Genomic DNA, 22988 nt, shown 5'->3' with positions numbered 1-22988 from the left:
TATGAAAATCAGAGCGCAAATCGGCATGGTGCTGAACCTGGACAAGTGCATCGGCTGCCACACCTGTTCCGTCACCTGCAAGAACGTATGGACCAGCCGCGACGGCGTCGAGTACGCATGGTTCAACAACGTGGAAACCAAGCCCGGCATCGGCTATCCGAAGCAGTGGGAAAACCAGGACAAGTGGAACGGCGGCTGGCGCCGCACGGATGCGGGCAAGATCGAGCCGCGCCAGGGCAGCCGTCTGAAGATTCTGGCGAATATCTTCGCCAACCCGAACCTGCCCGCCATCGACGAGTACTACGAGCCGTTCACCTACGACTACGAGCACCTGCAAAGCGCGCCGCTGTCGCAGACGCCGCCGACGGCCCGTCCGATCTCCGTCCTGACGGGGAAAAAGATGGAAAAAATCGAGTGGGGTCCGAACTGGGAAGATGACCTGGGCGGCGAGTTTGCCCAGCGCAGCAAGGACAAACTGTTCGACAACATGCAGAAGGAGATGTACGGCACGTTCGAAAACACCTTCATGATGTATCTGCCGCGCCTGTGCGAGCATTGCCTCAACCCGACGTGCGTGGCGTCTTGCCCTTCCGGCTCCGTGTACAAGCGCGAAGACGACGGCATCGTGCTGATCGACCAGGACAAGTGCCGCGGCTGGCGCATGTGCATTTCCGGTTGCCCGTACAAGAAGATTTACTACAATTGGTCGTCCGGCAAGGCGGAGAAGTGCACGTTCTGCTTCCCCCGCATCGAAGCTGGCCAGCCTACCGTGTGCTCGGAAACGTGCGTGGGCCGCATCCGCTACCTGGGCGTGCTGCTGTACGACGCCGACAAGATCGAGGCCGCCGCCTCCGTGCCGCAGGAGCAGGACCTGTACCAGGCGCAGCTCGACCTGTTCCTCGATCCGCACGACCCGGCCATCATCGCCGAGGCGCGCCGCCAGGGCATCCCCGACCTTTGGCTGGAAGCGGCCGTCAAGTCGCCCGTCTACAAGATGGCCGTCGAGTGGAAAGTGGCGTTCCCGCTGCATCCCGAATATCGCACCTTGCCGATGGTGTGGTACGTGCCGCCGCTGTCGCCGATCCAGGCGGCCGCCGAATCGGGAAAGCTGGGCGTGAACGGCATGCTGCCGGACACCCAAAGCCTGCGCATTCCCGTGCAGTACCTGGCCAATCTGCTGACGGCCGGTGACCAGCCGCCCATCGTCACGGCGCTGGACCGCATGCTGGCCATGCGTGCCTACATGCGCAGCAAGACCGTCGAGAAGGTGGAAAACCTGACGGTCCTGAAACAGGTGGGCTTGAGCAAGGCGCAGGTGGAGGACATGTACCACATCATGGCCATCGCCAATTACGAAGACCGCTTCGTCATCCCCAGCAGCCACAAGGAAATGGCCGAGGACAGCTTCAACGAGAAGGGTTCGTGCGGCTTCAGCTTCGGCAACGGCTGCTCGGACGGCACCAGCGAGCCGACCTTGTTCGGCAAGAAAAAACACGGTTCGGCCATCTTCATGCAGATGCCGAAGTCGCGCAAAACGGCGCCAGGCGCTTAAGGAGCTGATATGGAACACGCTATGCATCACTACCAAGTCCTTTCGCGCCTGCTGCTGTATCCGGAGCCAGAGCTGATCGCGCATTTGCCGCAGCTGGACGCCGCGCTGGCGGCCGTGCCGGAGCAGCACGCGCTGCTGCGGCCCTTGCTGGCGCACCTGGAAAGCAGCAGCCTGATCGACCTGCAGCAGCAGTACGTGGCCACGTTCGACCGCAATCCGTCGCACTCGCTGCATCTGTTCGAGCATATCCACGGCGAATCGCGCGACCGGGGCCAGGCCATGGTCGACCTGATGGAGGAATACAAGCGCCACGGCCTGCAAATGGTGGGCGACGACTTGCCCGACTTCGTGCCGCTGTTCCTGGAGTTCCTCGCGCAGCTCGACGAGGAAGTCTCCGCGCCGCTGCTGGGCGACGCCGTCCACGTGCTGGCGCACATCGGCCGCAAGCTGACGGCCAACGGCAGCCCGTATGCGCCCGTCTTCACCGTGCTCGAACGCCTGAGCCCCGTGGCGGCGGAAATGCTGGCCGAACCGCCGGTGCGCGACATGGATGAAGCGCTGGAAACCTTCGGTCCCGGTGCGGACGGCGTCGAGCCGCTGCTGCGCCAAGTTCCGGGCCAAGTTCCGGGCGGCGTCCATCCCGTGCATTTTCACCCGCAGCCGCGGCGCGCCGCTTGAAGCGCGTCCGCATGAGGAGAGTACATCATGAGTAATTACTTGCATCAATTTGTGTATGGCATTTATCCATACATCGCGCTGGCCATCTTTTTCCTCGGTAGCCTGATCCGTTTCGACCGCGAGCAATACACGTGGAAGTCCGATTCCAGCCAGCTGCTGCACCGCGGCAGCCTGCGCCTGGGCAATATCCTGTTCCACATCGGCATCATCGGCCTGCTGTTCGGCCATGCGGCCGGCTTGCTCACCCCCGTCTGGGTGTGGGATACCCTGGGCGTGTCGCACAGCCTGAAGCAGGGCGTGGCCATGGCGGCCGGCGGCGTGATGGGCGGCCTGTGCCTGGTCGGCATCCTGATCCTGCTGGTGCGCCGCTTCAGTAACGACCGGCTGCGCGCCGTCACCACGGCCGGCGACAAGCTGGTGATGGTGTGGATCTTGCTGACTTTGCTGCTGGGCCTGTCCTCGATCTTCGTCTCGGCCTCGCACATGGATGGCCACATGATGGTCTTGCTGATGAACTGGGCGCAGCACATCGTGACCTTCCGCGGTGACGCCGCCAGCTTCATCGTCGATGCGCCGCTGGTGTTCAAGCTGCACCTGTTCATGGGCATGTCGCTGTTCGTCATCTTCCCGTTCACCCGTCTGGTGCACGTGTGGAGCGGTTTCGGCGCCATCGGGTACCTGGGCCGCGCCTATCAACTGGTGCGCCGCCGCTAAGAAAGGAATCACATCATGGGAATCTCCGTCAATGGCATCGATATCGACGATGCCGACATCGCGCAGGAACTGCCGCATCACGACGGTGCCGGCAACCCTTTGAAGCAGGCCGTGCATGAACTGGTGCTGCGCCGGCTGCTGCTGGAAGAAGCCGAACGCCTCGGCGTGCAGGGCGACAGTATTGACGACCGCATCGAAGCGCTGTTTGCGCAGGAAGTGCGCGTGCCGCCCGCCGACGATGCGGCTTGCCGCACCTTTTATGCGCAGCGCCCGCAGCTGTTTAGCAGCGGGGCGCTGGTCGAGGCGCGCCACATCCTGTTCCAGGTGACGCCCGAGGCGCCCCTGGAGCTGCTGCGCACGACGGCGCAAGCCGTGCTCGACGCCTTGAAACTGGCGCCCGAACGCTTCGGCGAACTGGCGGCGCAGTATTCGAACTGCCCGTCGGGCGCCCTGGGCGGCAACCTGGGCCAGCTGTCGCCGGGCCAGAGCGTGCCGGAATTCGATGCGCTGCTGTTCCGCCTGGAAGCGGGCGCGCTGGCCGGCCATTTGCTGGAAACGCGCTTCGGCTACCACATCGTGCAAGTGCTGCGCAGGGTCGAGGGCCAGCCCATCGCCTACGAGGCCGTGCAGGCGCAGATCGCCGACCGCCTGTCGCGGGCGGCGTGGCAGCGCGCCGTGCACCAGTATCTGCACTTGCTGGTGGGGCGCGCCGAGATCGCCGGCATCGAGCTCGAAGGCACGGCCAGCCCGCTGGTTCAGTAGGTAGCAATGCGTAGGCCGAAAGGCGTAGGCCGCTAGGCCTTCTGGGGCACAGCCAGATCGTGCCCCAGCCTTTACAATCAAGTAAGAAACAGGAGTAGCGTCATGGGTAGCGTCAAGTTGCAGGACCGTTTTGGCCGTTCGATCGATTATGTGCGGCTGTCCGTCACCGACCGCTGCGACTTGCGCTGCAGTTACTGCATGCCCAAGGGCTTTCGCGGCTTCGAGGAGCCGAAGGACTGGCTGACGTTCGACGAGATCGAGCGCCTGCTGGGCATCTTCGTTCGCCTCGGCACGCGCCGCGTGCGCCTGACGGGCGGCGAACCGCTGTTGCGGCGCAATTTGCCGGAACTGGCGCAGCGGCTGACGGCATTGCCTGGTTTGCAGGACTTGTCGCTGTCGACCAACGCCACCCAGTTGGGCAAGCACGCCGTGGCTTTGCGCGCGGCGGGCGTGGACCGCATCAACGTCAGCCTCGATTCGCTCGACCGCGCCTGCATGCAGCAGATCACGGGGCGCGACAGCCTGCAGCCGATTCTCGATGGGCTGATGGCGGGCAAGGCGGCCGGTTTCGACCCGATCAAGATCAATATGGTGGCCATGCGCGGCATCAATGACGGCCAGATCGAGGCCATGGCGGCGTTTTGCATCGAGCAGCAGTTCATCCTGCGCCTGATTGAAGCCATGCCGATGGGCAGCACGGGCCGCAATGCCAGTTATATGCCGCTCGGTCCCGTGCGCGAGCGCCTGGCGGCCCGTTTTGGCCTGGTGCCGCAGGCAACAGAGTTGGGCGGCGGGCCGGCGCGCTACATGGCGACAGCCGATGGACGCTCGAGCATCGGCTTCATTACGCCCATGTCGCAGCATTTTTGCGCCAGTTGCAACCGCGTGCGCCTGTCCGTCGATGGTACCCTGTATTTGTGCCTGGGCCAGGAAGAGAAATTCGCCCTCGGCCCCATGCTGCGCGGCGGGGCCACGGATGCGGAGATCGAAGCGGCGATCCGCGCCGCCATCGAACTGAAGCCGCAGCAGCATGATTTCAATACGCAGCCCGATAAAATTATCCGGTTCATGGCGCAGACGGGCGGCTGAGGCAGTTTGCATTTACATTCAAGGGCGGTATGAAATTCAAGGCGATGTTTTCCTCCTGGCAGAAGCTGTCGACCAAGATCGTCGGCGCGCTGCTGCTCATGCTGGTGCTGGCCTTGAGTGCGATCGGCTGCACCCTGTTCCTGTCCTGGCAGCTCGAAGGCAGTTCGGCCGCCATCAACGAGACGGGCCGGCTGCGCATGCAGACCTACCGCCTGACCCTGCTGCTTGCCAGCGATGCGCGCGAACAGGCGCGCCAGCAAGTGCTGCTGATCGACGAGACCCTTGCCAAGATCGGCCACGGGGACCCGCAGCGCCCCCTGTTCCTGCCCCCCAGCACGGCCATCAAGTCCGAATTCGAACGCATCGGCACGGCCTGGCGCGGCGCCTTGCGCCCGGCAGCGCTGGCCGCCGATTCCACCGCGCGCGCGCGCCAGTTCGAGCATGACGCCGATACCTTCGTGGGGCAGGTCGATCAACTGGTGCGCCTGATCGAGCATGATAGCGAACAGCGCACCTTCTGGCTGCGTGCCTCACAGCTGATCCTCGTCGGCATGGCCGTCATCGGCACGGTCAGCATGATTTACCTGATGTTCATGCTGATCATCGAACCGGTCACGCGGCTGCGCCTGGGCATGCAGCGCATGAAGGAACGCGATTTCAGCGTGCGCCTGGCAGTGGAAAGCAATGACGAATTCGGCCAGCTGGCCAGTGGCTTCAACCAGATGGCCGACCGCCTGCAGGCGCTGTACGGCAACCTGGAAGAGGGCGTGCGCAGCAAGACGGCCACCCTCGAATACCGCAACCGCGAACTGGCGCTGCTGTACGAAAGCGCCGCTTTCCTGCAGCGCCCGCAGCCGCTGGAAGACATCTGCGGCGGCTTCATGCAGCGCATCGTCGATTATTTCGAAGCGGACGGCTCCACCGTGCGCGTGCTCGACGCCGAGCGGGGCAACCTGCACATGGTCGTGCATACGGGCCTGTCCGAGGAACTGGTGGCGTCCGAGCATTGCCTGAAGGTGGGCGACTGCCTGTGCGGCACGGCCGTCGAGATGAAGGTGGCGAAGGTGCACGACATGCGCCGCATCGACAAGGCGCACGAGCTGCGCTGCCACCGCGAAGGCTTTGCCACCGTCTCCGTCTTCCATATCCATGCGCACGAACAGCACCTCGGCTTCTTCAACCTGCATTTCCGCCATGCGCGCGTGTTTTCCGCGCGCGAGCTGGCCTTGCTGGAAACCCTGGGCCAGCTGCTGGGCATCGCGCTGGAAAACCTGCGCCTGGCCGCGCGCGAACGCGAAATGGCCATTTCCGAAGAGCGCAACCTGGTGGCGCAAGGCCTGCACGACAGCATCGCGCAAAGCCTCAATTTCCTCAACCTGCAGGTGCAGATGCTCGACGACTCCGTGCGCAACGCGCGTTTCGACGAGGTGGCGGGCATCGTGCCGGCCCTGCATGCGGGCGTGAAGGAAAGCTACGAGGACGTGCGCGAACTGCTGGCCAACTTCCGCAGCCGCCTGATGGAGGACGATCTGATCGGCTCCCTGCGCGCGGCCGTGGACAAATTCCGCCGCCAGACGGGCATCGACGCCGAACTGCTGGCCGATGTGGACGGCGCGCCGTTCCCCCGCGAGCAGCAATTGCAGTTATTATTCATCGTGCAGGAAGCGCTGTCGAATATCCGCAAGCACGCCCAGGCCAGCCACGTCGAAGTGCGCCTCGCCGATCACCAGGACTTTACCCTGACGATCAGCGATAATGGCGTCGGCTTCGACGCTGCCGCCGTGCTGGAAAAGGGCGACAGCCATGTCGGCATCCATATCATGCGCGAGCGCGCGCAGCGCATCGACGCCACGTTTGACGTGCATGCCTGCCAGGGCGGCGGCACCACGGTCGAACTGCATCTGTCGCGCGAGCAGCGCCGCGCCGCCTGAGTAACTACCTGAAAGTATAAAAAATGGAGACACCCGATAAACCGATCACCGTCATGCTGGTCGACGACCACGCGCTGTTCCGCAGCGGCATACGCTCGCTGCTGCAGCGGCATACGGATTTTGCCGTCGTGGGCGAGGCGGCCGATGGCGTGGAAGGCATCAAGCGCGCCATCCAGCTGCAGCCCGACGTGGTGCTGCTGGACCTGAACATGGCCGGCATGTCCGGCGTGGAAGCGCTGCAGCTGATGCAGCACGATTGCCCCGATACGGCCATCGTCATGCTGACCGTGTCGGAAGACGCGGAAGACCTGGCCACGGCCCTGCGCGCGGGCGCCTGCGGCTATCTGATCAAGAACATCGACGCCGATTACCTGGTGCGCGCCATCCGCCGCGCGGCTGCCGGCGAAGTCGTCATCGCCGAAGCGATGACGGGCAAGCTGGTGGCGCAGCTGCAGGCGGGGACGCGGCGCGAGGAACCCGTGTCGGAACTGGACAAGCTCACGCCCCGTGAAAAGGAAATCATCGATTGCCTGTCGCGCGGCGAGAGCAACAAGGGCATCGCGCGCACCCTCGACCTGGCCGAAAGCACGGTCAAGATCCACGTGCAGAACGTGCTGAAAAAACTCAACCTCACCAGCCGCGTGCAGGCGGCCGTGTACGCGGTCGAGCACCGGCAAGGCAAGTAGCCGCGTAGTTGGGGTCAGGCCCGCCGGGCCGGCCCCATGGCCGCTGCCAGTCATTCTTCTAGTCCTTTTTGCCGATGGCCGCCATCGCACTTTTAAAGTAGTATATTGAATATATCTTTAAAAGAGAGCCCATCATGGCCATCACCCCGATCAGCGAACCATCTTCTCCTCCCGCCGCCGCCAGCGCCGCGCCCTGGCATGCCGGCCACGCCGTCTGGCAACTGGGTTTCCGCCCGTTCTACCTGCTGGCGGCCGTGTTTGCGGCCATCGGCATTCCCCTGTGGCTGGCCAGTTATGCGGGCTGGCTGACGGGCGGCCTGCAGGTGGGGCTGGGCTGGCACATGCATGAAATGGTGTTCGGTTTCGCGCTGGCCGTCGTCGTTGGCTTCCTCTATACGGCGGGGCGCAACTGGACTGGCTTGCCGACGCCGCACGGCGCCCAGCTGATGGCGCTGGTGGCGTTGTGGCTGGCCGGGCGCGTGGCCATGCTGTGCGGCCCCGGATTCCTGGCGGCGCTGGTCGACTGGCTGTTCCTGCCGCTGGCCGCCTGGCCTTTGTACCTGGTGCTGCGCCGCTCGGGCAATACGCGCAACCTGTTCCTCGTCGGCTTGCTGGCCCTGCTGGCGCTGGCCAATGGCCTGTTCCACGCGGCCGTGCTGGGCTGGCTTCCGCTGTCGCTGTTTGTGCCCGTGCAGGCGGCCATTTTCATCATCGTGCTGATCGAATCGGTGATCGGCGCGCGCGTGATCCCCATGTTTACGCGCAATGGCGCACCGGGCAGCACGCCCGTGGCCAGTCCGAAACGCGCGCTGGCGGCCGTGGCCTGCATGGCGGCCGCCGCGATCGCGTGGCTGGCCGGCGCGCCAGCCTGGCTGACGGCGCCGCTGGCCTTCTGCGCCGCCGGCGTGTCGCTTGCCAACCTGCTGGCCTGGCAGCCGCAGCGTACGGTGCGCGTGCCGCTGCTGTGGATTTTGCACCTGTCGTATGCGTGGATCGGCATCGGCTTTGCGCTGCTGGCGGCCGCCAGCCTGGGCCTGCTGCCCGCCAGCGCCGCCTTGCACGCGCTGACGGTGGGCTCGATGGCGGGCCTGATCATCGGCATGATGACGCGCACCACCCTGGGTCACACGGGTCGCCCGCTCAAGGGCGGGAAGGCGGAAGCGGCGATGTACTGGCTGATCCAGCTGGGCGCGCTGGCGCGCCTGCTGGCCGCCGTCGGTCCCGCCGCGCTGTCCATGCCGCTGCTGCTGGCCGCCGGCGCCTGCTGGTCGCTGGCCTTTGGCCTGTATGCATGCGTGTATGCGCCGTATCTGTGGCGCGTCAGGGTGGATGGCCGCGAAGGCTAGGCTGGTATCAGGAAGGGCGCCAGACCAGCAGTTCCCGGATTTCCGGCGCCCAGTAGGACAGCGATTCGCCCACGACGAATAGCAGCATGCCCAGCATGAAGGCTCTCAGCAGTAAATCCCTGCACCAGATCATGGCGTCTCCCTAAATTTCACGTCGACAGGTTTGTCATTGGCACGGCCGCCTGGCCTGGCGGCGTCTGTGCCGTGTATGCGGCGGCGGCCTCGATGGCCTGCGCTAGTGCCTGTTCCAGTGCATCGAGGGCGGCCGACGCATCGTCGCCCGCGTGCAGGAGCTGTTCGGCTTGCTGGGCCGCGTGCACGGTGGCGGGCAGGGCCAGGCTGCCGGCCACGCCGGCCAGCTTGTGCGCGAGCGCGGCGGCGTCGGCGCGTGCATCGGCCGCCAGCAGCGCGCGCATGGCGCCCACGGTGTTGCGGTAGGTGCTGCCGAAGTGCGACAGGTGCTGGCGGTAGGGGGCTTCGTCGAGCCACTGCTCCATGCCTTGCGCCAGGTCGATCACGGGCGCCGCGCCGCCTGTCCGCATGGGCACTGCCGCTTCGGCCACGACGGGCGGCAGGGCCGGCAGCCCTTGCGCATGGCGCCGGTGCGCGCGCGCAATCAGGGCGATGGTCTGCGGCACGTCGAACGGTTTGCTGATGAAATGGTTCACCCCCGCTTCCAGCGCCGCCGCGCGCTGCGTCTGGAACGCCCCGGCCGTCAGCGCCACCACGGGCAGGTCCTGGAACTGCGGTAGCTGGCGCAGCGCGCGCGTCGCCTGCAAGCCATCCATGACGGGCATCTGCACATCCATCAGCACGATGTCGACGTCGGCCGGGTGGGCCAGCAGCCAGTCCAGCGCCTGCTGGCCGTCGCAGGCGAACGAGGGCAGGGCGCCCTGGTCGCACAGGATATGGTTGACCACGTCCCGGTTGATGTCGCTGTCGTCGACCACCAGCACGCGCACGCCGGCCAGCACGCGCTCGCCCAGCGCCCCATGAACAACGTCCAGGCCCACGTCCAGGCCGGCCGCTTCGGCACGCCGCTGGCGCGCTTCCATCGTCGCGTTGTACAGGCTGGACGCCGTCACCGGTTCATTGAGGATGGCATCGGCCGGGTTGGCCGGGTCCGTACGGCGGCGCGCGGGCGCTGTCGCCGGCGTGCCGCTGGCCGCCAGGATGACGATGGGGCAGTCCTGCGGCGGCAGGTGCTCGCGCAGGGCGCGCGCCGTGGTTTCGCCGTCCATGTCGGGCATGCGCGCGGCCAGCACGATGACGCCGGGCCGCGCGTCTTCGGCACAGGCCAGTGCATGCTCGAGCGCCGCCTGGCCGCCGGAGACGGCATGCACGCTCCAGCCCAGGCCCTGCGCCACGGCGGCCACGGCGCCGCGCGCGTCGGCCTTGCCATCGGCCAGCAAGACGCGCAAGCCCTGCATGTCGGGCGAGGACGGGACGCTGGCGGCCATCAGCTGCAGCGGCACCGTGAAGCTGAAGGTGCTGCCCTGGCCCGTGACACTGGTCAGGCGCATGGAGCCGCCCATCAGGCGCACCAGCTGGCGGCAGATGGTCAGGCCCAGGCCCGTGCCGCCGAAGCGGCGTGTGGTGGACGTGTCGGCCTGGGCGAAGGCGGAAAAGATCGCTTCCTGCACTTCGGGCGCGATGCCGATGCCCGTGTCGCGCACGCTGAAACACAGCACCGCGGCGTCGCCGTCGCGGCTTTCCAGTGCGCTTGTCAGCTCGACCGTGCCCTGCGTCGTGAACTTGATGGCATTGCTGGTCAGGTTGACCAGCACCTGTTCCAGCCGCAGCGCGTCGCCCATCACCTGGTCGACGCCCTCGGGCAGCGGCGCGATGCGCACCTCGATCGGCTTGTCATGCGCGGCAACGCCCATGCTGGCGGCGATCTTGTCGATCACGTCGGCCAGGCGGAAAGGCGCCTGTTCGATGGTCATGTGGCCCGCCTCGATTTTCGACACGTCGAGCACGTCGTTGATGATGCCCAGCAGCGACTGGCCGGCGGCGCGGATCTTGCGCGCCATCTGCAGCGCTTCGCCATCGAGGCCGTCGCGTTCCAGCAGCCAGGCCATGCCGAGGATGGCGTTGAGCGGCGAGCGGATTTCATGGCTCATGTTGGCGAGGAATTCCGCCTTGCTGCGGTTGGCCGCTTCGGCCGCGTCGCGCGCCAGCAGCATGGCCTCTTCGGCCTGTTTTTGCGCGCAGATATCCTGGGCAAAGATCAGGGTGGCCGGTCCATCCTTGAGCAGCACGCGCGTGGTGGTCTTGAACATGGGGACGGGCAGGCCCTGCTTGCCCAGGCCTAGGGCCTCGAACACCTGTTCACTGGGCGAATCGGCCTCGATCAGCGCTTCGTTGGCGGCCAGCGCCGCCAGCGATGGCGGGGAAATCATGGCGGACCAGGGCAGGCCGTTCAGATTGTCTTCCATCGTGTAGCCGTGCAGATTGCGGTAGCGGGGATTCGAATAGATGAAGCGGCCGTGGCGCAGGATGGCGATGGCCACGGGCGCATCTTCGATCAGGGTGCGAAAGCGCGTTTCGCTGTCGGACACGGCTTGCATGGCCTGGCGCTCGCTTTCCTGTTCCGCATGCCAGGCGGCCTGCTGCCGGCGCCGCCGCTGGCTCCAGAACAGCAGGCTGGCCGCGGCCAGCGCCAGCACGGCAAAGGAGAGGACGTAGCCGAGCGCCTGGCGCCGCAGCGGGGCGGCGATGGCCGCTTCTTCGCGGCTCAGGCCGATGATCAGGGCGCGGTCCATGTGCAGGGTTTGCGGGGCGATGGTCGCCATGGCCATGATGCGGGGGGCGGTATGGGCGCCGGCGCCGGCAATTTCGACGCCGCTCAGGACGCCGGCCTGGTGGCCGCTGTCGCGAAAGCGCCGCAGGAAGCTGCCGGGGACGTCCATATTGCCGCCATTGGCAGTCCTGGCCGGGTAGTTGAGAAACTGCTGGCCGTCGCCATGCAGCACCACGGCCCACACGTCGGGGGCGTACATGGCGGTGCGGAACTTGGCCGTGAAGTATTCGGGGGCGAAGGTGGCCACCACCACGCCGGCAAAGCGTCCCTGTTTGTCCTGCACCATGCGCGACGCCGTGATGACCAGGTCGCCCTTGAAGGAATGGAAGGGCGCCGAGATATACAGCATGCGCGCATCGGGGGCGTCGCGCGCCGTCTGGAAGTAGCCGCGGCGCGAAAAATCCTGGTTTGCCAGTTCCGCGATGTTGGTGGCGACCGCCTTGCCTTGCGCATCAATGACGAGCATGGTGCGCACGCCCGGCATGGCGTCGACCAGCGCGGCCAGGCGCCGCGGCAGCGCCTGGCCGGCGTCCGGTGCGGGGCCGGCGGCCAGATAGTCGCGGATCACGCCGCCGAGCACCAGGTTGGTCGCCGCCAGGTCGACTTCGATGTTTTTTGCCAGCAGCGCCGTCAGCACGCTCAGGCGCTCGCGCTCGGCCTCGTCATGCCGCGTCGCTTCGGCCAGGTGCGCGTAGGCGAGGGCCGCAGCGACGATCAGCAGCCCGAGAAGCAGGAACAGCCACTCGATCCATCGTCTGCGCAACGCCGCCGCCTCTGTGTGATAGCTCATGTGGCGATGCTATACCCGATAGGGATGGAGAACAACTCTTGCGCACAACTGGCACAACTATGCATGTGATAGTGTGGTCAATTTGCCGCCCAGCGGCAGCCGCAGGCGGAAGACGGCGCCTTCACCCGGCGCGGATGCGACGCCGATGCTGCCGCCCATCAGCGCGACGAGCTGGCGTGCGATGGCCAGACCCATGCCGGCGCCGTCATGGGCGCGGCTCGGCGAGTCGTCGGCCTGCGAGAATTTGTCGAAGATGAGGCCCTGCTGCGCCTGCGCGATGCCGATGCCCGTATCGCGCACCTCGATCTGCAGGTCCGCGCCGCTGTGCGTGACGTGCACGTCGACCCGTCCCGCAGCCGTGTAGCGGATGGCGTTATCGAGCAGGATGTCGAGCACGCGCACGAAGCGGATGCGGTCGCAATCGATGCTGGGCGGCGTGGCGGGCGCCACTTGCGCGGCCAGCTGCAAGCCCTTGTGCGCCGCGCGCGGCCGGTGCGGCGCCAGCGCCAGTTCCAGCAACTGGTCCAATGGCGCGGCGGCGGACTCCAGCCTGACCTGATCGTGCTCGAGCGCGCTCAATTCCATCGCCGCTTCGACCATGGACAGCAACTGGCGGCCGCTGTCCTGTATCGTTTGTGCATAGGCGGCCTGTTCCGGCTCGCGCAGCTGCTCTTGCAGCAGCTCGGAGAAGCCGAGGATGCCGTTGAGGGGCGTGCGCAATTCATGCGACATGTTCGACAGGAAGCGCGACTTGGCTTCGCTGGCGGCGATGGCCCTGGCGCGGCTGTCGACCAGGCGGCCGATCAGCAGCACCAGCGCGGCCCACGACAGCACGATCAGCGCGCTCGTGACGGCCGCCATCAGCAAGGCCTGGTTGCGGCGCGAGACGTAGTCGGCCAATACCGTGTCGCGGTCCAGTCCGACCAGCATGTACAGCGGGTAGCCGGCCAGTTTTTCAAATGCGTAAAAGCGCACGATGCCGTCGACGGGACTGCGCTCGGTGAAGCTGCCCCGCGTTTTACCTTGCATCAAGGAAAATACCTTGCTGGCGCCGATGTCCTGGCCGATGGTGTCGGCGGCACCGACCCGGCGCGCGCGCACCACGCCGTCGCTGCCGACAAGCTCGGTGGAGCTGTTGTCGCCGAGGTCGACTTCGTCGTACAGGCGGGTAAAGTAATACGGGTCCATCGAGACCACCACCACGCCCTTGAACCGGCCATCGGCATGGTTGATGCGGCGCGTCATCTGGATCGACCATTTTTGCGATACGCGGCCCAGCACGGGCTTGCTGATATACAGTTCGCCGCTATCGCGCTGCATGTGTACGCGGATGTGCTCGCGGTCGGCCAGCCTGGTCGGCTGGAAGGGGCGGCTTGACAGCACCATGTCGCCTTGTTCGTCGACGATGGTAAACAGGTTGTACAGGGGGCCGGGCCTGAGGCCTTGCCGCAGGTCCGTTACGATGTCGAGGCCGTTGCCCAGCGCCTGGTAGCGGCTGCGCAAATACGTGGCCGCCTGGTCCGCCGCCTCGATCGTGCGGATCGCGTGCTCGTCGAAGACGCGCGCCATGCTGCGCGCATCGCGCCCGGCGCCGGCGATGGCACTGTCGTAGGCGTGCCGCAGTTGCAGTGCGGTGATGCTCCACAGCCCCGCCAGCAGCATGGCCATGAAGAGTGACAGCAGGGTGCGCGCATCCCAGCGTTCCCAACGCTGCCAGGCCATGGCCTTCCCGTATCTGTGCTGTTGCATGCTGCCTCCGCAAGGGTTGTCATTCTGCGCGCGATTTATCAATTATAGTGAATATAATTGAATTTATCGAATAAAATGATTTTTATGCGGGAAGTGTTGTATTGAGCGCTGGCTCTGGCGGCTAGCGCGTCGCCGCCTAGTGCGTCAGCCAGCGCTCGACCATGTCGCGCAGCTGGCTGGCCGTAAACGGCTTGGACAGGTAATCGTCCATGCCGGCCGCCACGCAGCGCTGCCGGTCGTCTTCGGTGACGCCGGCCGTGAGGGCGATGACGGGCAGGCGCGGCGCGCCGCTGGCCGCTTCGCGGGCGCGCAGTGCCTCGCACGCCTGGTAGCCGTCCATGACGGGCATCATGCAATCCATCAGCACCAGGTCGTACTGCCGGTCGGCCAGCGCCTGCAAGCCCAGCGCGCCGTTCTCCGCCGTGTCGATGCGGTAGCCGCGGGATCCCAGCTGCAGGCACACGAGCTGGCGGTTCAGCGCCGTGTCCTCGACCAGCAGGATGCGCGCGCCCGGTTCCGGGGCGGGTGCAGGCGCGGGTGCGGGTGTGGATTCGGATGGCGCTGCTGTCTCCGGCTCCGGCGATGTGGCGGCCGGCGTCTGAGGCGCGAGGGCCAGGGCCGCCTCGTGCTCCTGGCGCTGCAGCAGGGACATGATCAGCGCGATGGCCCCGACCAGCACGAGCAGGCTGACCACGGCCGCGCCGCCCATGGTGCGCAGCATGCGCCGCCAGCCCGCCAGGTAGACCTCGTCCGTCACGGTGACGTTGACGGCCAGCGGATAGTCGCGCACCAGCCGTACGCCGGCCAGGCGCTTGACCGGGCGGCCCTGCTCGGCCGCGCGCGGCGTGTCCACCTGCAGCACGCCGTCGGTCTTGCCCTGTTCCAGCAAGCGGTAGGTGCTGCCCGTCAGGTTGCGCTTGCCCATCATGGCGGGCACGGCCGGCCAGCGGGCCAGCAGCGTGTAGTCGCTCCGGTACAGGGAAAAGGCCGTGTGTTCGCCGATGCTGGTGCTCTGGAAGAATTTGCTGAAGAAATCGCACGACAGGCCGACCAGCACCACGCCCAGGAAACGGCCGTCCGGCCCGCTGATGCGCCGGCTGATATAGAAGGTCCAGGCGCCATTGCCCTTGTTTTGCACGGGCGCGCTCACATGCATGCCGCCGTGCGGGTGGCGCCGGTGATACTCGAAGTAGTCGCGCTCGCCGAGGCGGATGGGTGGCGCGGGAAACGCGCGGCTGAAGGCCAGCACGCCGGCATCGCTGCCTACGATCGATACCACGTCCACTTGCGGCACGCCGCCGATCTTGTGCCGCAGCATCTGGTGCATGGCCGGGGTGCCGGCGGCGGCGGCCAGCGCCTGCGCGTCCGCGGGGGCGGCGGCTTCGATCTCGTTGCTGACGCTGTCGAGCACCAGGCTGGCCGCCGTCATGCTCTGCGCCGTGTTTTCCGCCAGCAGCAGCGACAGATTGGACAGGTCCTGTTTCCAGTCATCGACGGCTTCGCGGTGCAGCACCACGCCGGAGACGACGATGCGCAGCGCCAGTAGGCCCACCAGCACCAGGCCCACGATGGCCGCCGTGGTGCGCGGCCGATAGTGGTGCACCAGGCGCAGGACGGCCTGGCGCGCGTTCATGCCTGCGCGCCCGTGTATTCGAGCATGCTGCGGCGTACTTCCTGCTCCACTGCGCCGATCAGCACCGCCGTTTCGGCCAGCCATTCCGGTGCCGCCACGCCCTGGTGGCGCACCAGCTGCTCGAGTGCCGCCAGGCGCGCCACGAGGGCGCTGGCGCCCAGCAGGGCCACGGTGCCGCGCAAGGTATGGCAGCTATGCACGATGGCTTGCGCCGCACCGCCGCGCACGGCCTGCTCGACGCGCGCAAACATGGCCGGCGACGTGTCGAGGTAGGTCTGCGACAGGGCGCGGAACATCTCGAGGTCGTGGCCGGTGGCGTGGAACAGCACGGCAGGATCGATGTGGCGATAGGCTGGCATGGCGGCTCCGTGGCGAAGGGAAAGCGGTGGCGGCTCAGGCGGCCAGGCTGTTGCGCCGCGCGTGGCCGGCGCAGCAGGCGCGCAGATAGCCGCGCAGCTCGTCGTAATTGACGGGCTTGGCAAAGAACACCACGCCGGGCGGCACGCCGCCCCGTTCCTGCAGCTCTTCCTGCGTCAGGCTCGACAGCATGGCGATGTGCATGTCGGCCAGCAGCGGGTCGGCCAGGATGGTGCGGATCACTTCGTAGCCGTCGATGCCTTCCATGACGATGTCGGCCAGCAGGATGTCGGGCTGGTCGCGGGCGATTTCCATCAGCGCCTGATAGCCGTTCTCGCAAAAGCGCAAGTCCGCCTGCAAGCCCCATGAACCGATCTGTTTTTCATACAGCGCGCGCTCGATCGGATTGTCTTCGATCACCAGGATGGACGGCGGGCGGCCCGATGGGGCGGGGCGGCTGGCGCGTGCCGCGCGCTGGTCCTGGCCCGGCTGGCCGGGATTGCCCTTGTAGGCTTCGACGGCCGCGAGGGGAATGCGCCGGTGGCCGCCCTTGGTCTTCCAGGCTTCGATCACGCCGGCCTCGACCAGTTGCTGCACTGAGGTGACCGAGATGCCGAGGATTTCGGCGGCCTTTTGGGTGGTGCAGACGTCTGCAGTGTGCATGATGGGCTTTATGGTCGCGATGAAGTTGAAGGGAATGATACGCAATCGGGCTCAAAAAATCAATTTCAACGAATTAGATGAATTCACTGAAAACCTGGCGTGCGGCAGGCCGGACTCGCGTGCGCGTACGGCAGGGGGCGGGATGGGTGTGCGGTTCCAGGATATCGCGCCATTCGCTCCACTCCGCATTGCTGTGGCGTAGCAGGGTTTCCATGTGGCCTGCGTCCAGGCCCAGTACCCGCGCCGTGGCCAGGGCGAGCTCGCGCGGCCCCGCGCCGTTGCGCAGTATCAGGTCGGCGAAGCTGCTGGCCAGCTTCAGCAGCTTCGCCAGGTCCGTCATGCGCCCGGCCCGTCCGAAGCCGGGCGGCGCGGCATGGCAGAGCACGGCGTCGCACAGGATGTCCGCCATGCCCCAGCCCCGCATGAGGATGGCCGACAGGGCCAGCTGGTGGTGGCCGAAGCGCTGCGATTCTTCGCACAGCAGCCGGGCCGTGACGCCATTGCCGTACTGGCCCAGCAGTTCTCCATATTCCTGCGGATGCACGGTGGCCAGGGCCAGCTGGCCGCAGTTGGCCAGCAAGCCGCAACTGTACAGCTCATCGGCCGGCGCCAGCTGCAGCGCGTCGCCTGCCACGCGGGCGGCGCACGCCATGGCCAGCGAGTGCGACCAGTAGCGCTGCGCGTCGAAGTGCGCGCACGTGGGCGCTGGCGGGGCCGGAGTGGCGCACGCCTGGCGCAGGGCGGGCAGGCCGATGGCCGCCAGCATCGCGGTGCTGACGGCCCCATGCCTGCGCCCGCCCGGCGGCACGCCCGCATTCGCCAGGCCGATGAGCTTGCCGGTCATGGCCGGATCGCAACCCAGCTGTTCCGCCAGCTCATCGAGCGGCACCTGCTGCTGGCCCAAGGTGGCCAGCCAGTGGCGCCGCCAGGCGGGCGAAGGCAGGATGGCGCCGCCGGGCAGTCGCGTCAGGTCGATGTGTGCGCTCATGGCCGGCTTCTTACGCCGCTGCAGTCATCGGCCTGCGCCGCGCCCGCCGTTTGCAGGGCCGTGACGGCTTGCGACAGCGCATCGAGCGCCATCAGCAGTTCCGCATGCAGGCGGTGCAGGGCGCCGATATCGTTGGAAAAGCCCGCATGCACGGCCTGGCGCGACAGGGCCTGCAATGGGAGCAGGCCCATGGACTGGCTGCCGTCGAGAATTTCCTGTGCCAGCACTCTTGCCGGGGCGGCCCGCTCGCAGCGCAGCGCATGGGCGATGCCGGCGAGGCGGTCGCGCGTCTCGGCCACGAACAGGGCCAGGATCTCGCCCTGCAGGCGCCGGTCGTGGCCGAACATGGCGTCCAGGCGGGCCGCGTCGAATGGCGGCGTGTCCGGTGTCTTGGGCGCTGTCGACGGTGGTGCGCTGTCAGCCGCCTTGGCCGGCGGGACCGCTTTGCGCATTTGCAGCAGCGCATGCAGATCGGCCGGTGCCGCGCCGGCGGCCTGTGTGCGGTCGGCCTGCTGCCAGCGGGTGCGGCGCCAGAGCAGCGCGGCCAGCAGCAACAGCAGGCCTGCCAGCGCCAGCGCCGGGCGCATCAGCGAGAGATCTTCGCAGCGAAGGAAGGGGTGAATGGCGAGAAAGGAGTTCATGGCAGTGTTCCAGTGCGTTCTATGCGAGTGATCCTGCGTGATGGCGGACCTAAAATACGTCCCAGTCGCCCGAATCGGCGGCGGACGGCGCCGCTTTCCTGGCCTGGCCTGCGGGGCGCGTGGCGACCAGCTTGAGCGTCGCCTTGTGCGGCGCGGGCCGCGGCGCGGCAGGCGCGCGCGGCGCCGCGCCGGCCTGTCCCTGCGCCAGCTTGAAGGCGCCCACCACGCCGGCCAGCCTGGCTGCCTGCTCCTGCAGCGATTGCGATGCCGCCGCCGCTTCTTCGACCAGGGCCGCGTTCTGCTGCGTGACTTCATCCATCTGCGTGATGGCGCGGTTGATTTCCTCGATGCCCGTGCTTTGCTCCACGCTGGCGGCCGAGATTTCGCTGACGATGTCGGTAACGCCGCGTACCGTGTCGACCACTTCCGTCATGGCCGCGCCGGCCTGCTGGACCAGCTTGCCGCCTTGGCCCACCTGTTCCACGGAGTCGCTGATGAGTACCTTGATTTCCTTGGCGGCCGCGGCCGAACGGTGCGCCAGGTTGCGCACTTCGGTGGCCACGACGGCAAAGCCGCGTCCCTGTTCCCCGGCGCGCGCCGCTTCCACGGCCGCGTTCAGGGCCAGGATATTGGTCTGGAAGGCGATGCCGTCGATGACGCCGATGATGTCGGCGATCTTGTTCGACGCGCTGTCGATCGCTTCCATCGTGCGTATCACGTCGCCCATCACTTGCCCGCCCCGTTGCGCCTTGTCCGAGGCGCCGATGGCCATTTGCTGGGCCTGGCGGGCATTGTCCGCGTTTTGCCGCACGGTGGCCGTCAGTTCTTCCATGGCCGAGGCGGTTTCTTCCAGGGAGCCCGCCTGCTGTTCCGTCCGCGCCGACAGGTCCAGGTTGCCGGACGCGATCTCGCCCGAGGCCGTGCCGATGCTGTCCGTGCCGGAGCGCACTTCGGCCACGATGCGCACCAGGCTCGCGCTCATGTCCGCCATGGCCTGCATCAGCTGGCCCACCTCGTCGTTCGAGGTGGCGCGGACCTGCACGCTGAGGTCGCCGTCCGCGATGGTGCGGGCCACGCCGATGGCGTCGGCCAGCGAGGCGGCGATGCGCCGCGCCAGCAGCAGGCCCATGCTGGCTACGAGCGCCGTCACGGCCAGGGACAGGGTGATGGCAATCCAGCGCGCGCTGGCAGCGGCTGCGGCGCCATCGGCCGCACCTTTGGCAGCCAGGTTTGCGTTGTAGCGGTGGTGGGCGGCGAGGGCGTCGACCAGTTCCTTGATGATGGGCTGGTTTTGCACCAGCAAGTCGCGCGCCGCGTCCAGCTCACCGGCCTTCGACAGCGCCAGCACCTTGTCGCGTACTTCATCGTAGCGCAGCAGCACGGCGCGGTCGGCGGCCAGCAGCGCGCGGTCCTGTTCATCGGTGATATCTTCTTTTTCATACTGGTCGAGCGCCTTGCCGACCGCCGTGCGCGCTTCCCTGATGCCCGCTTCCAGCTTGGCGCGTCCGGCCGCATCCTTGCTGGCCATGTGCTGCCAGACGGCCGTGCGCATCTGCGCGAACGGTACGAAAGCGTCGTTCAGGGTGAGCAGGCTGGGTACCGTGTTGACAGTGGCATAGCTGGCCGCCGTGTACACGCGGTCCATCTGGTAGATGCCAAAGCCCGCAAGGGCGGCCAGCCCGAGGACGACGGAGAGGATCAAGGCGTACAGCCGTTTAGCGATGGTCATGATGGGCGCCGCTCCAATGAAGTGAAATTCAAGAAAAATGTTTGGCTTGGGTGTTTTTTTCCATTTTACGATAAAAATTCGTTTTATTCGAGAAATTTGTTGTTTAATTATTTTATTCAATGATTTTCATTGAAAACATATGCTTATAGCGGGCTGGACGGTCAGGCCGTGTATAAAAAGCCACACGGCGTGTACCTGGCCTTCTGGCGTGTGGCACGCTTTGCCGATTAGTGAAAAAATGAATTCCTTGATCGCCATCAAATACGGTGCGCAGGCGCGTGCCGCCGACTGACTCTTGTAAAGGAGCATCATGACTGCCTCTGCCCGGCCTGGACCCTTGCTTGTCATCACCGCAGTCATCTTCATCTTGCTGGGCCTGGCACTTGCCGGCGGCGGCGCCTGGCTTGTCAGCCTGGGCGGTTCCTGGTATTACGTCGTGGCCGGTATCGGCATGCTCGTCGCGGGCGCGCTCGTGTGGAAGGGGCGGCGCAGCGCCCAGCTGTTCCTCGCGCTGCTGCTGTTCGCCACCCTGATCTGGTCCGTGATCGAAGTGAAGTTCGACTGGTGGCAATTGCTGCCGCGCCTCGATATCTGGTTCGCCGCCGCCGTCTGGCTGCTGCTGCCCTTCGTCGACCGCCGCCTCGATCCGCCATTGACGGCCGGAGCGAAACCGCGCGATGCGGGCAAGAGCGCGCTGGCCGCCGCCGTGGTACTAACGGCTGCCGTGGGCGTGTTCTCGCTGTTCCAGGACTATTACACTTTGCATGGCGAAGTGCCGGCCGAGAACATGGCGGCCGCGCCGCAAGGCGATTTCGCGCCCGGCGTGGCGCCCAACGACTGGGCCGCGTATGGGCGTTCCGGCTATGGCGACCGCTATGCGCCGGCCGCGCAGATCACGCCGGCCAACGCGTCGCAGCTGAAACAGGCATGGGTGTACAACACGGGCGACTTCAAGGGTCCGAACGATCCGGGCGAGATCGCCAACGAAGTCACGCCGCTGAAAGTAAACGGCATGCTGTACCTGTGCACGCCGCATAACATCGTCATCGCGCTCGATCCGGACACGGGCAAGGAGATCTGGCGCCACGATCCGAAGATCAACCGCGACGCATCGACCTACCAGCACATGATCTGCCGTGGCGTCGCCTACTGGGACGTCAACGCGGGCCGCGCCAAGGGCGACCCGGCACCCGAGGCGGCCGGCATGGAATGCCCGCGCCGCATCCTCGCGCCCACCATGGATGCGACCCTGATCGCCGTCAACGCGGACACGGGCGTAGCCTGCAAAAGCTTCGGCGAAAACGGCGTGATCGGCCTGTACCACGGCATGGGCATGAAGAAGCGGGGCTTCCTGATGCCGACGTCGCCGCCGGCCGTGGCGCAAAACGTGGTGGTGATGGCCGCCAGCGTCACCGACAACTTTTCCACGGAAGAGCCGTCGGGCGTGATCCGTGGCTACGATCCCGTCACGGGCAAGCTGATGTGGAACTGGGATGCGTCGAACCCCGACGACACGGCGCCGATTGCCGATGGCAAGACCTACACGAACAATTCGCCCAATTCCTGGGGCGTGTCCAGCGTCGATGAAAAACTGGGCATGGTGTACATCCCGATGGGCAATGAAACGCCGGACACGTGGGGCGGCAACCGCAATCCCCATGGCGAGAAATACAATAGCGCCATCGTCGCGCTGGACTTGGCGACGGGCAAGGTGCGCTGGGTCTACCAGACCGTGCACCACGATATCTGGGACATGGATATCGGCGGCCAGCCCACCCTGGTCGACATCGACACGCCGAAAGGCAAGGTTCCCTCCGTCGTGGCCACGACGAAACGGGGCGACATCTATGTGATCGACCGGCGCGACGGCAGCCTGGTCGTGCCTGCGCCGGAAAAACCCGTGCCGACGAACAATCCGGCTCCCGGCGACCGCCTGTCGCCCACGCAGCCGTTTTCGGCCCTCACTTTCTTGCCCGAGAAAAACATCAGCGAAACGGATATGTGGGGCACGACGCCGTTCGACCAGCTGGCGTGCCGCATCATCTTCCGCCAGCACCGCTACGAAGGGCCGTTCACGCCGCAAACGGTGGCCGAAGGCAAGATCAAGGGGGCCATCATCTCGCCGGGCCCGCTCGGTATCTTCGAGTGGGGCGGGGCGGCCATCGACCCGGGCCGGCAATTGTTGCTGGTGAACCCCGATTACATGGGCTTTCTGGAACGCCTGGTGCCGCGCGCGCAAGCCAATGCGAAGGGCGGCACGGGATCGGAAATGGGTTTGCAGCCGCAGACGGGCGTGCCGTTTGCCGTGGAAATCAAGCCTTTTCTTTCGCCGCTGGGCTTCCCGTGCCAGGCGCCGCCGTGGGGCTATATCGCCGCCGTCGACTTGCGCACCATGAAAAAAGTGTGGATGCACAAGAACGGCACCACGCGCGACAGCGCCCCCGTGCCCATCGCCTTGCCGCTGGGCGTGCCCAGCCTGGGCGGCATCAGCACCACGGGCGGCGGCGTGGCCTTCCTCAGCAGCACGCTCGACTACTACATCCGCGGCTACGACGTGCGCAACGGCAAGACCGTATGGAAAGCCCGCCTGCCGGCCGGCGGCCAGGCCACGCCGATGAGCTATGTCTCGGACAAGACGGGCAAGCAATATGTCGTAGTCATGGCCGGCGGCCATGGTTCGCTGGGCACGAAGATGGGCGATAGCCTGGTGGCGTTTGCCTTGCCGGATGAGGCGGTGAAGGAGGGGGCGAAGACGAAATAGTTAGACACGCCGCGGTGCCGCCATTGCTGGCGGCACCGCGGCGGCATTCGCTGTCGGTTTGGCGAGTTTTCAAATTTGCATGTTGCTTGTGGGAACGCCGTTTGTTAGACTTCAAA

18 protein-coding genes are annotated in these 22988 nt (G+C 66.3%); 9 read left to right on the top strand and 9 right to left on the bottom strand.

Annotation, left to right across the window (positions count from 1 at the left end; translation table 11 throughout):
- Window position 1 precedes the first annotated feature (1 nt).
- The 8 genes from narH to JAB6_RS27170 all read left to right on the top strand — a co-directional run bounded on the left by narH (window position 2) and on the right by JAB6_RS27170 (window position 8758).
- Window positions 2-1552, top strand: a complete 1551-nt coding sequence (gene narH, locus JAB6_RS27205; RefSeq protein ID WP_034751243.1) for a nitrate reductase subunit beta — start codon at window positions 2-4, stop codon at window positions 1550-1552.
- A gap of 21 nt (window positions 1553-1573) precedes the next feature.
- Window positions 1574-2230, top strand: coding sequence for a nitrate reductase molybdenum cofactor assembly chaperone (gene narJ, locus JAB6_RS27200; protein WP_070305905.1), 657 nt, complete (start codon window positions 1574-1576; stop codon window positions 2228-2230).
- A gap of 27 nt (window positions 2231-2257) precedes the next feature.
- On the top strand, window positions 2258-2944 hold the full coding sequence (narI, locus tag JAB6_RS27195; protein ID WP_070305903.1) for a respiratory nitrate reductase subunit gamma: 687 nt from the start codon (window positions 2258-2260) through the stop codon (window positions 2942-2944).
- A gap of 15 nt (window positions 2945-2959) precedes the next feature.
- On the top strand, window positions 2960-3706 hold the full coding sequence (locus JAB6_RS27190) for a peptidylprolyl isomerase (RefSeq protein WP_070305902.1): 747 nt from the start codon (window positions 2960-2962) through the stop codon (window positions 3704-3706).
- Window positions 3707-3808: 102 nt separating this feature from the next.
- Complete coding sequence (moaA, locus tag JAB6_RS27185) at window positions 3809-4795, top strand: GTP 3',8-cyclase MoaA (protein WP_034751232.1); 987 nt, start codon at window positions 3809-3811, stop codon at window positions 4793-4795.
- Window positions 4796-4839: 44 nt separating this feature from the next.
- Entirely contained in the window at window positions 4840-6726 is a 1887-nt protein-coding gene (locus tag JAB6_RS27180) for a type IV pili methyl-accepting chemotaxis transducer N-terminal domain-containing protein (protein ID WP_235194215.1), read from the top strand.
- A gap of 23 nt (window positions 6727-6749) precedes the next feature.
- On the top strand, window positions 6750-7412 hold the full coding sequence (locus JAB6_RS27175; protein WP_034751227.1) for a response regulator: 663 nt from the start codon (window positions 6750-6752) through the stop codon (window positions 7410-7412).
- A gap of 134 nt (window positions 7413-7546) precedes the next feature.
- Window positions 7547-8758 (top strand): NnrS family protein, encoded by a 1212-nt coding sequence (locus tag JAB6_RS27170; protein ID WP_070305900.1) that lies wholly within the window; start codon window positions 7547-7549, stop codon window positions 8756-8758.
- A 7-nt stretch (window positions 8759-8765) separates the two neighbouring features.
- On the opposite strand, the gene JAB6_RS29920 is transcribed toward JAB6_RS27170, so the two are convergent.
- The 9 genes from JAB6_RS29920 to JAB6_RS27130 form a co-directional block, all read right to left on the bottom strand.
- Window positions 8766-8891, bottom strand: coding sequence for a hypothetical protein (locus JAB6_RS29920; protein ID WP_257620466.1), 126 nt, complete (start codon window positions 8889-8891; stop codon window positions 8766-8768).
- A gap of 16 nt (window positions 8892-8907) precedes the next feature.
- On the bottom strand, window positions 8908-12351 hold the full coding sequence (locus tag JAB6_RS27165) for a response regulator (protein WP_070305898.1): 3444 nt from the start codon (window positions 12349-12351) through the stop codon (window positions 8908-8910).
- Between the two features lie 57 nt (window positions 12352-12408).
- A complete protein-coding gene (locus JAB6_RS27160) occupies window positions 12409-14100 on the bottom strand; it encodes an ATP-binding protein (protein ID WP_254671815.1) in 1692 nt (563 codons plus the stop codon).
- A gap of 136 nt (window positions 14101-14236) precedes the next feature.
- Entirely contained in the window at window positions 14237-15733 is a 1497-nt protein-coding gene (locus JAB6_RS27155) for a response regulator (RefSeq protein WP_070305895.1), read from the bottom strand.
- Window positions 15730-16092, bottom strand: coding sequence for an Hpt domain-containing protein (locus tag JAB6_RS27150; RefSeq protein ID WP_070305894.1), 363 nt, complete (start codon window positions 16090-16092; stop codon window positions 15730-15732). The genes JAB6_RS27155 and JAB6_RS27150 overlap by 4 nt, the downstream gene beginning before the upstream one ends.
- Before the next feature lie 34 nt (window positions 16093-16126).
- Window positions 16127-16753 (bottom strand): response regulator, encoded by a 627-nt coding sequence (locus JAB6_RS27145; protein ID WP_070306043.1) that lies wholly within the window; start codon window positions 16751-16753, stop codon window positions 16127-16129.
- A 73-nt stretch (window positions 16754-16826) separates the two neighbouring features.
- Entirely contained in the window at window positions 16827-17741 is a 915-nt protein-coding gene (locus JAB6_RS27140) for an HDOD domain-containing protein (protein WP_070305892.1), read from the bottom strand.
- Entirely contained in the window at window positions 17738-18382 is a 645-nt protein-coding gene (locus JAB6_RS27135) for a hypothetical protein (protein ID WP_070305891.1), read from the bottom strand. The genes JAB6_RS27140 and JAB6_RS27135 overlap by 4 nt, the downstream gene beginning before the upstream one ends.
- 49 nt (window positions 18383-18431) lie before the next feature.
- On the bottom strand, window positions 18432-20111 hold the full coding sequence (locus JAB6_RS27130) for a methyl-accepting chemotaxis protein (protein WP_070305889.1): 1680 nt from the start codon (window positions 20109-20111) through the stop codon (window positions 18432-18434).
- Window positions 20112-20421: 310 nt separating this feature from the next.
- Between JAB6_RS27130 and JAB6_RS27120 the strand changes: the two genes are divergently transcribed.
- The gene (locus JAB6_RS27120; protein ID WP_070305886.1) at window positions 20422-22872 is read left to right on the top strand and encodes a membrane-bound PQQ-dependent dehydrogenase, glucose/quinate/shikimate family; all 2451 of its coding nucleotides are present in this window, start codon (window positions 20422-20424) and stop codon (window positions 22870-22872) included.
- The last annotated feature ends 116 nt before the right edge of the window (window positions 22873-22988 follow it).

It is taken from the genome of Janthinobacterium sp. HH104, assembly GCF_001758715.1.
In the GTDB taxonomy this organism is placed as follows: Bacteria; Pseudomonadota; Gammaproteobacteria; order Burkholderiales; family Burkholderiaceae_D; genus Janthinobacterium; species Janthinobacterium aestuarii.
This window is presented reverse-complemented; position numbering and strand designations above follow the sequence as displayed.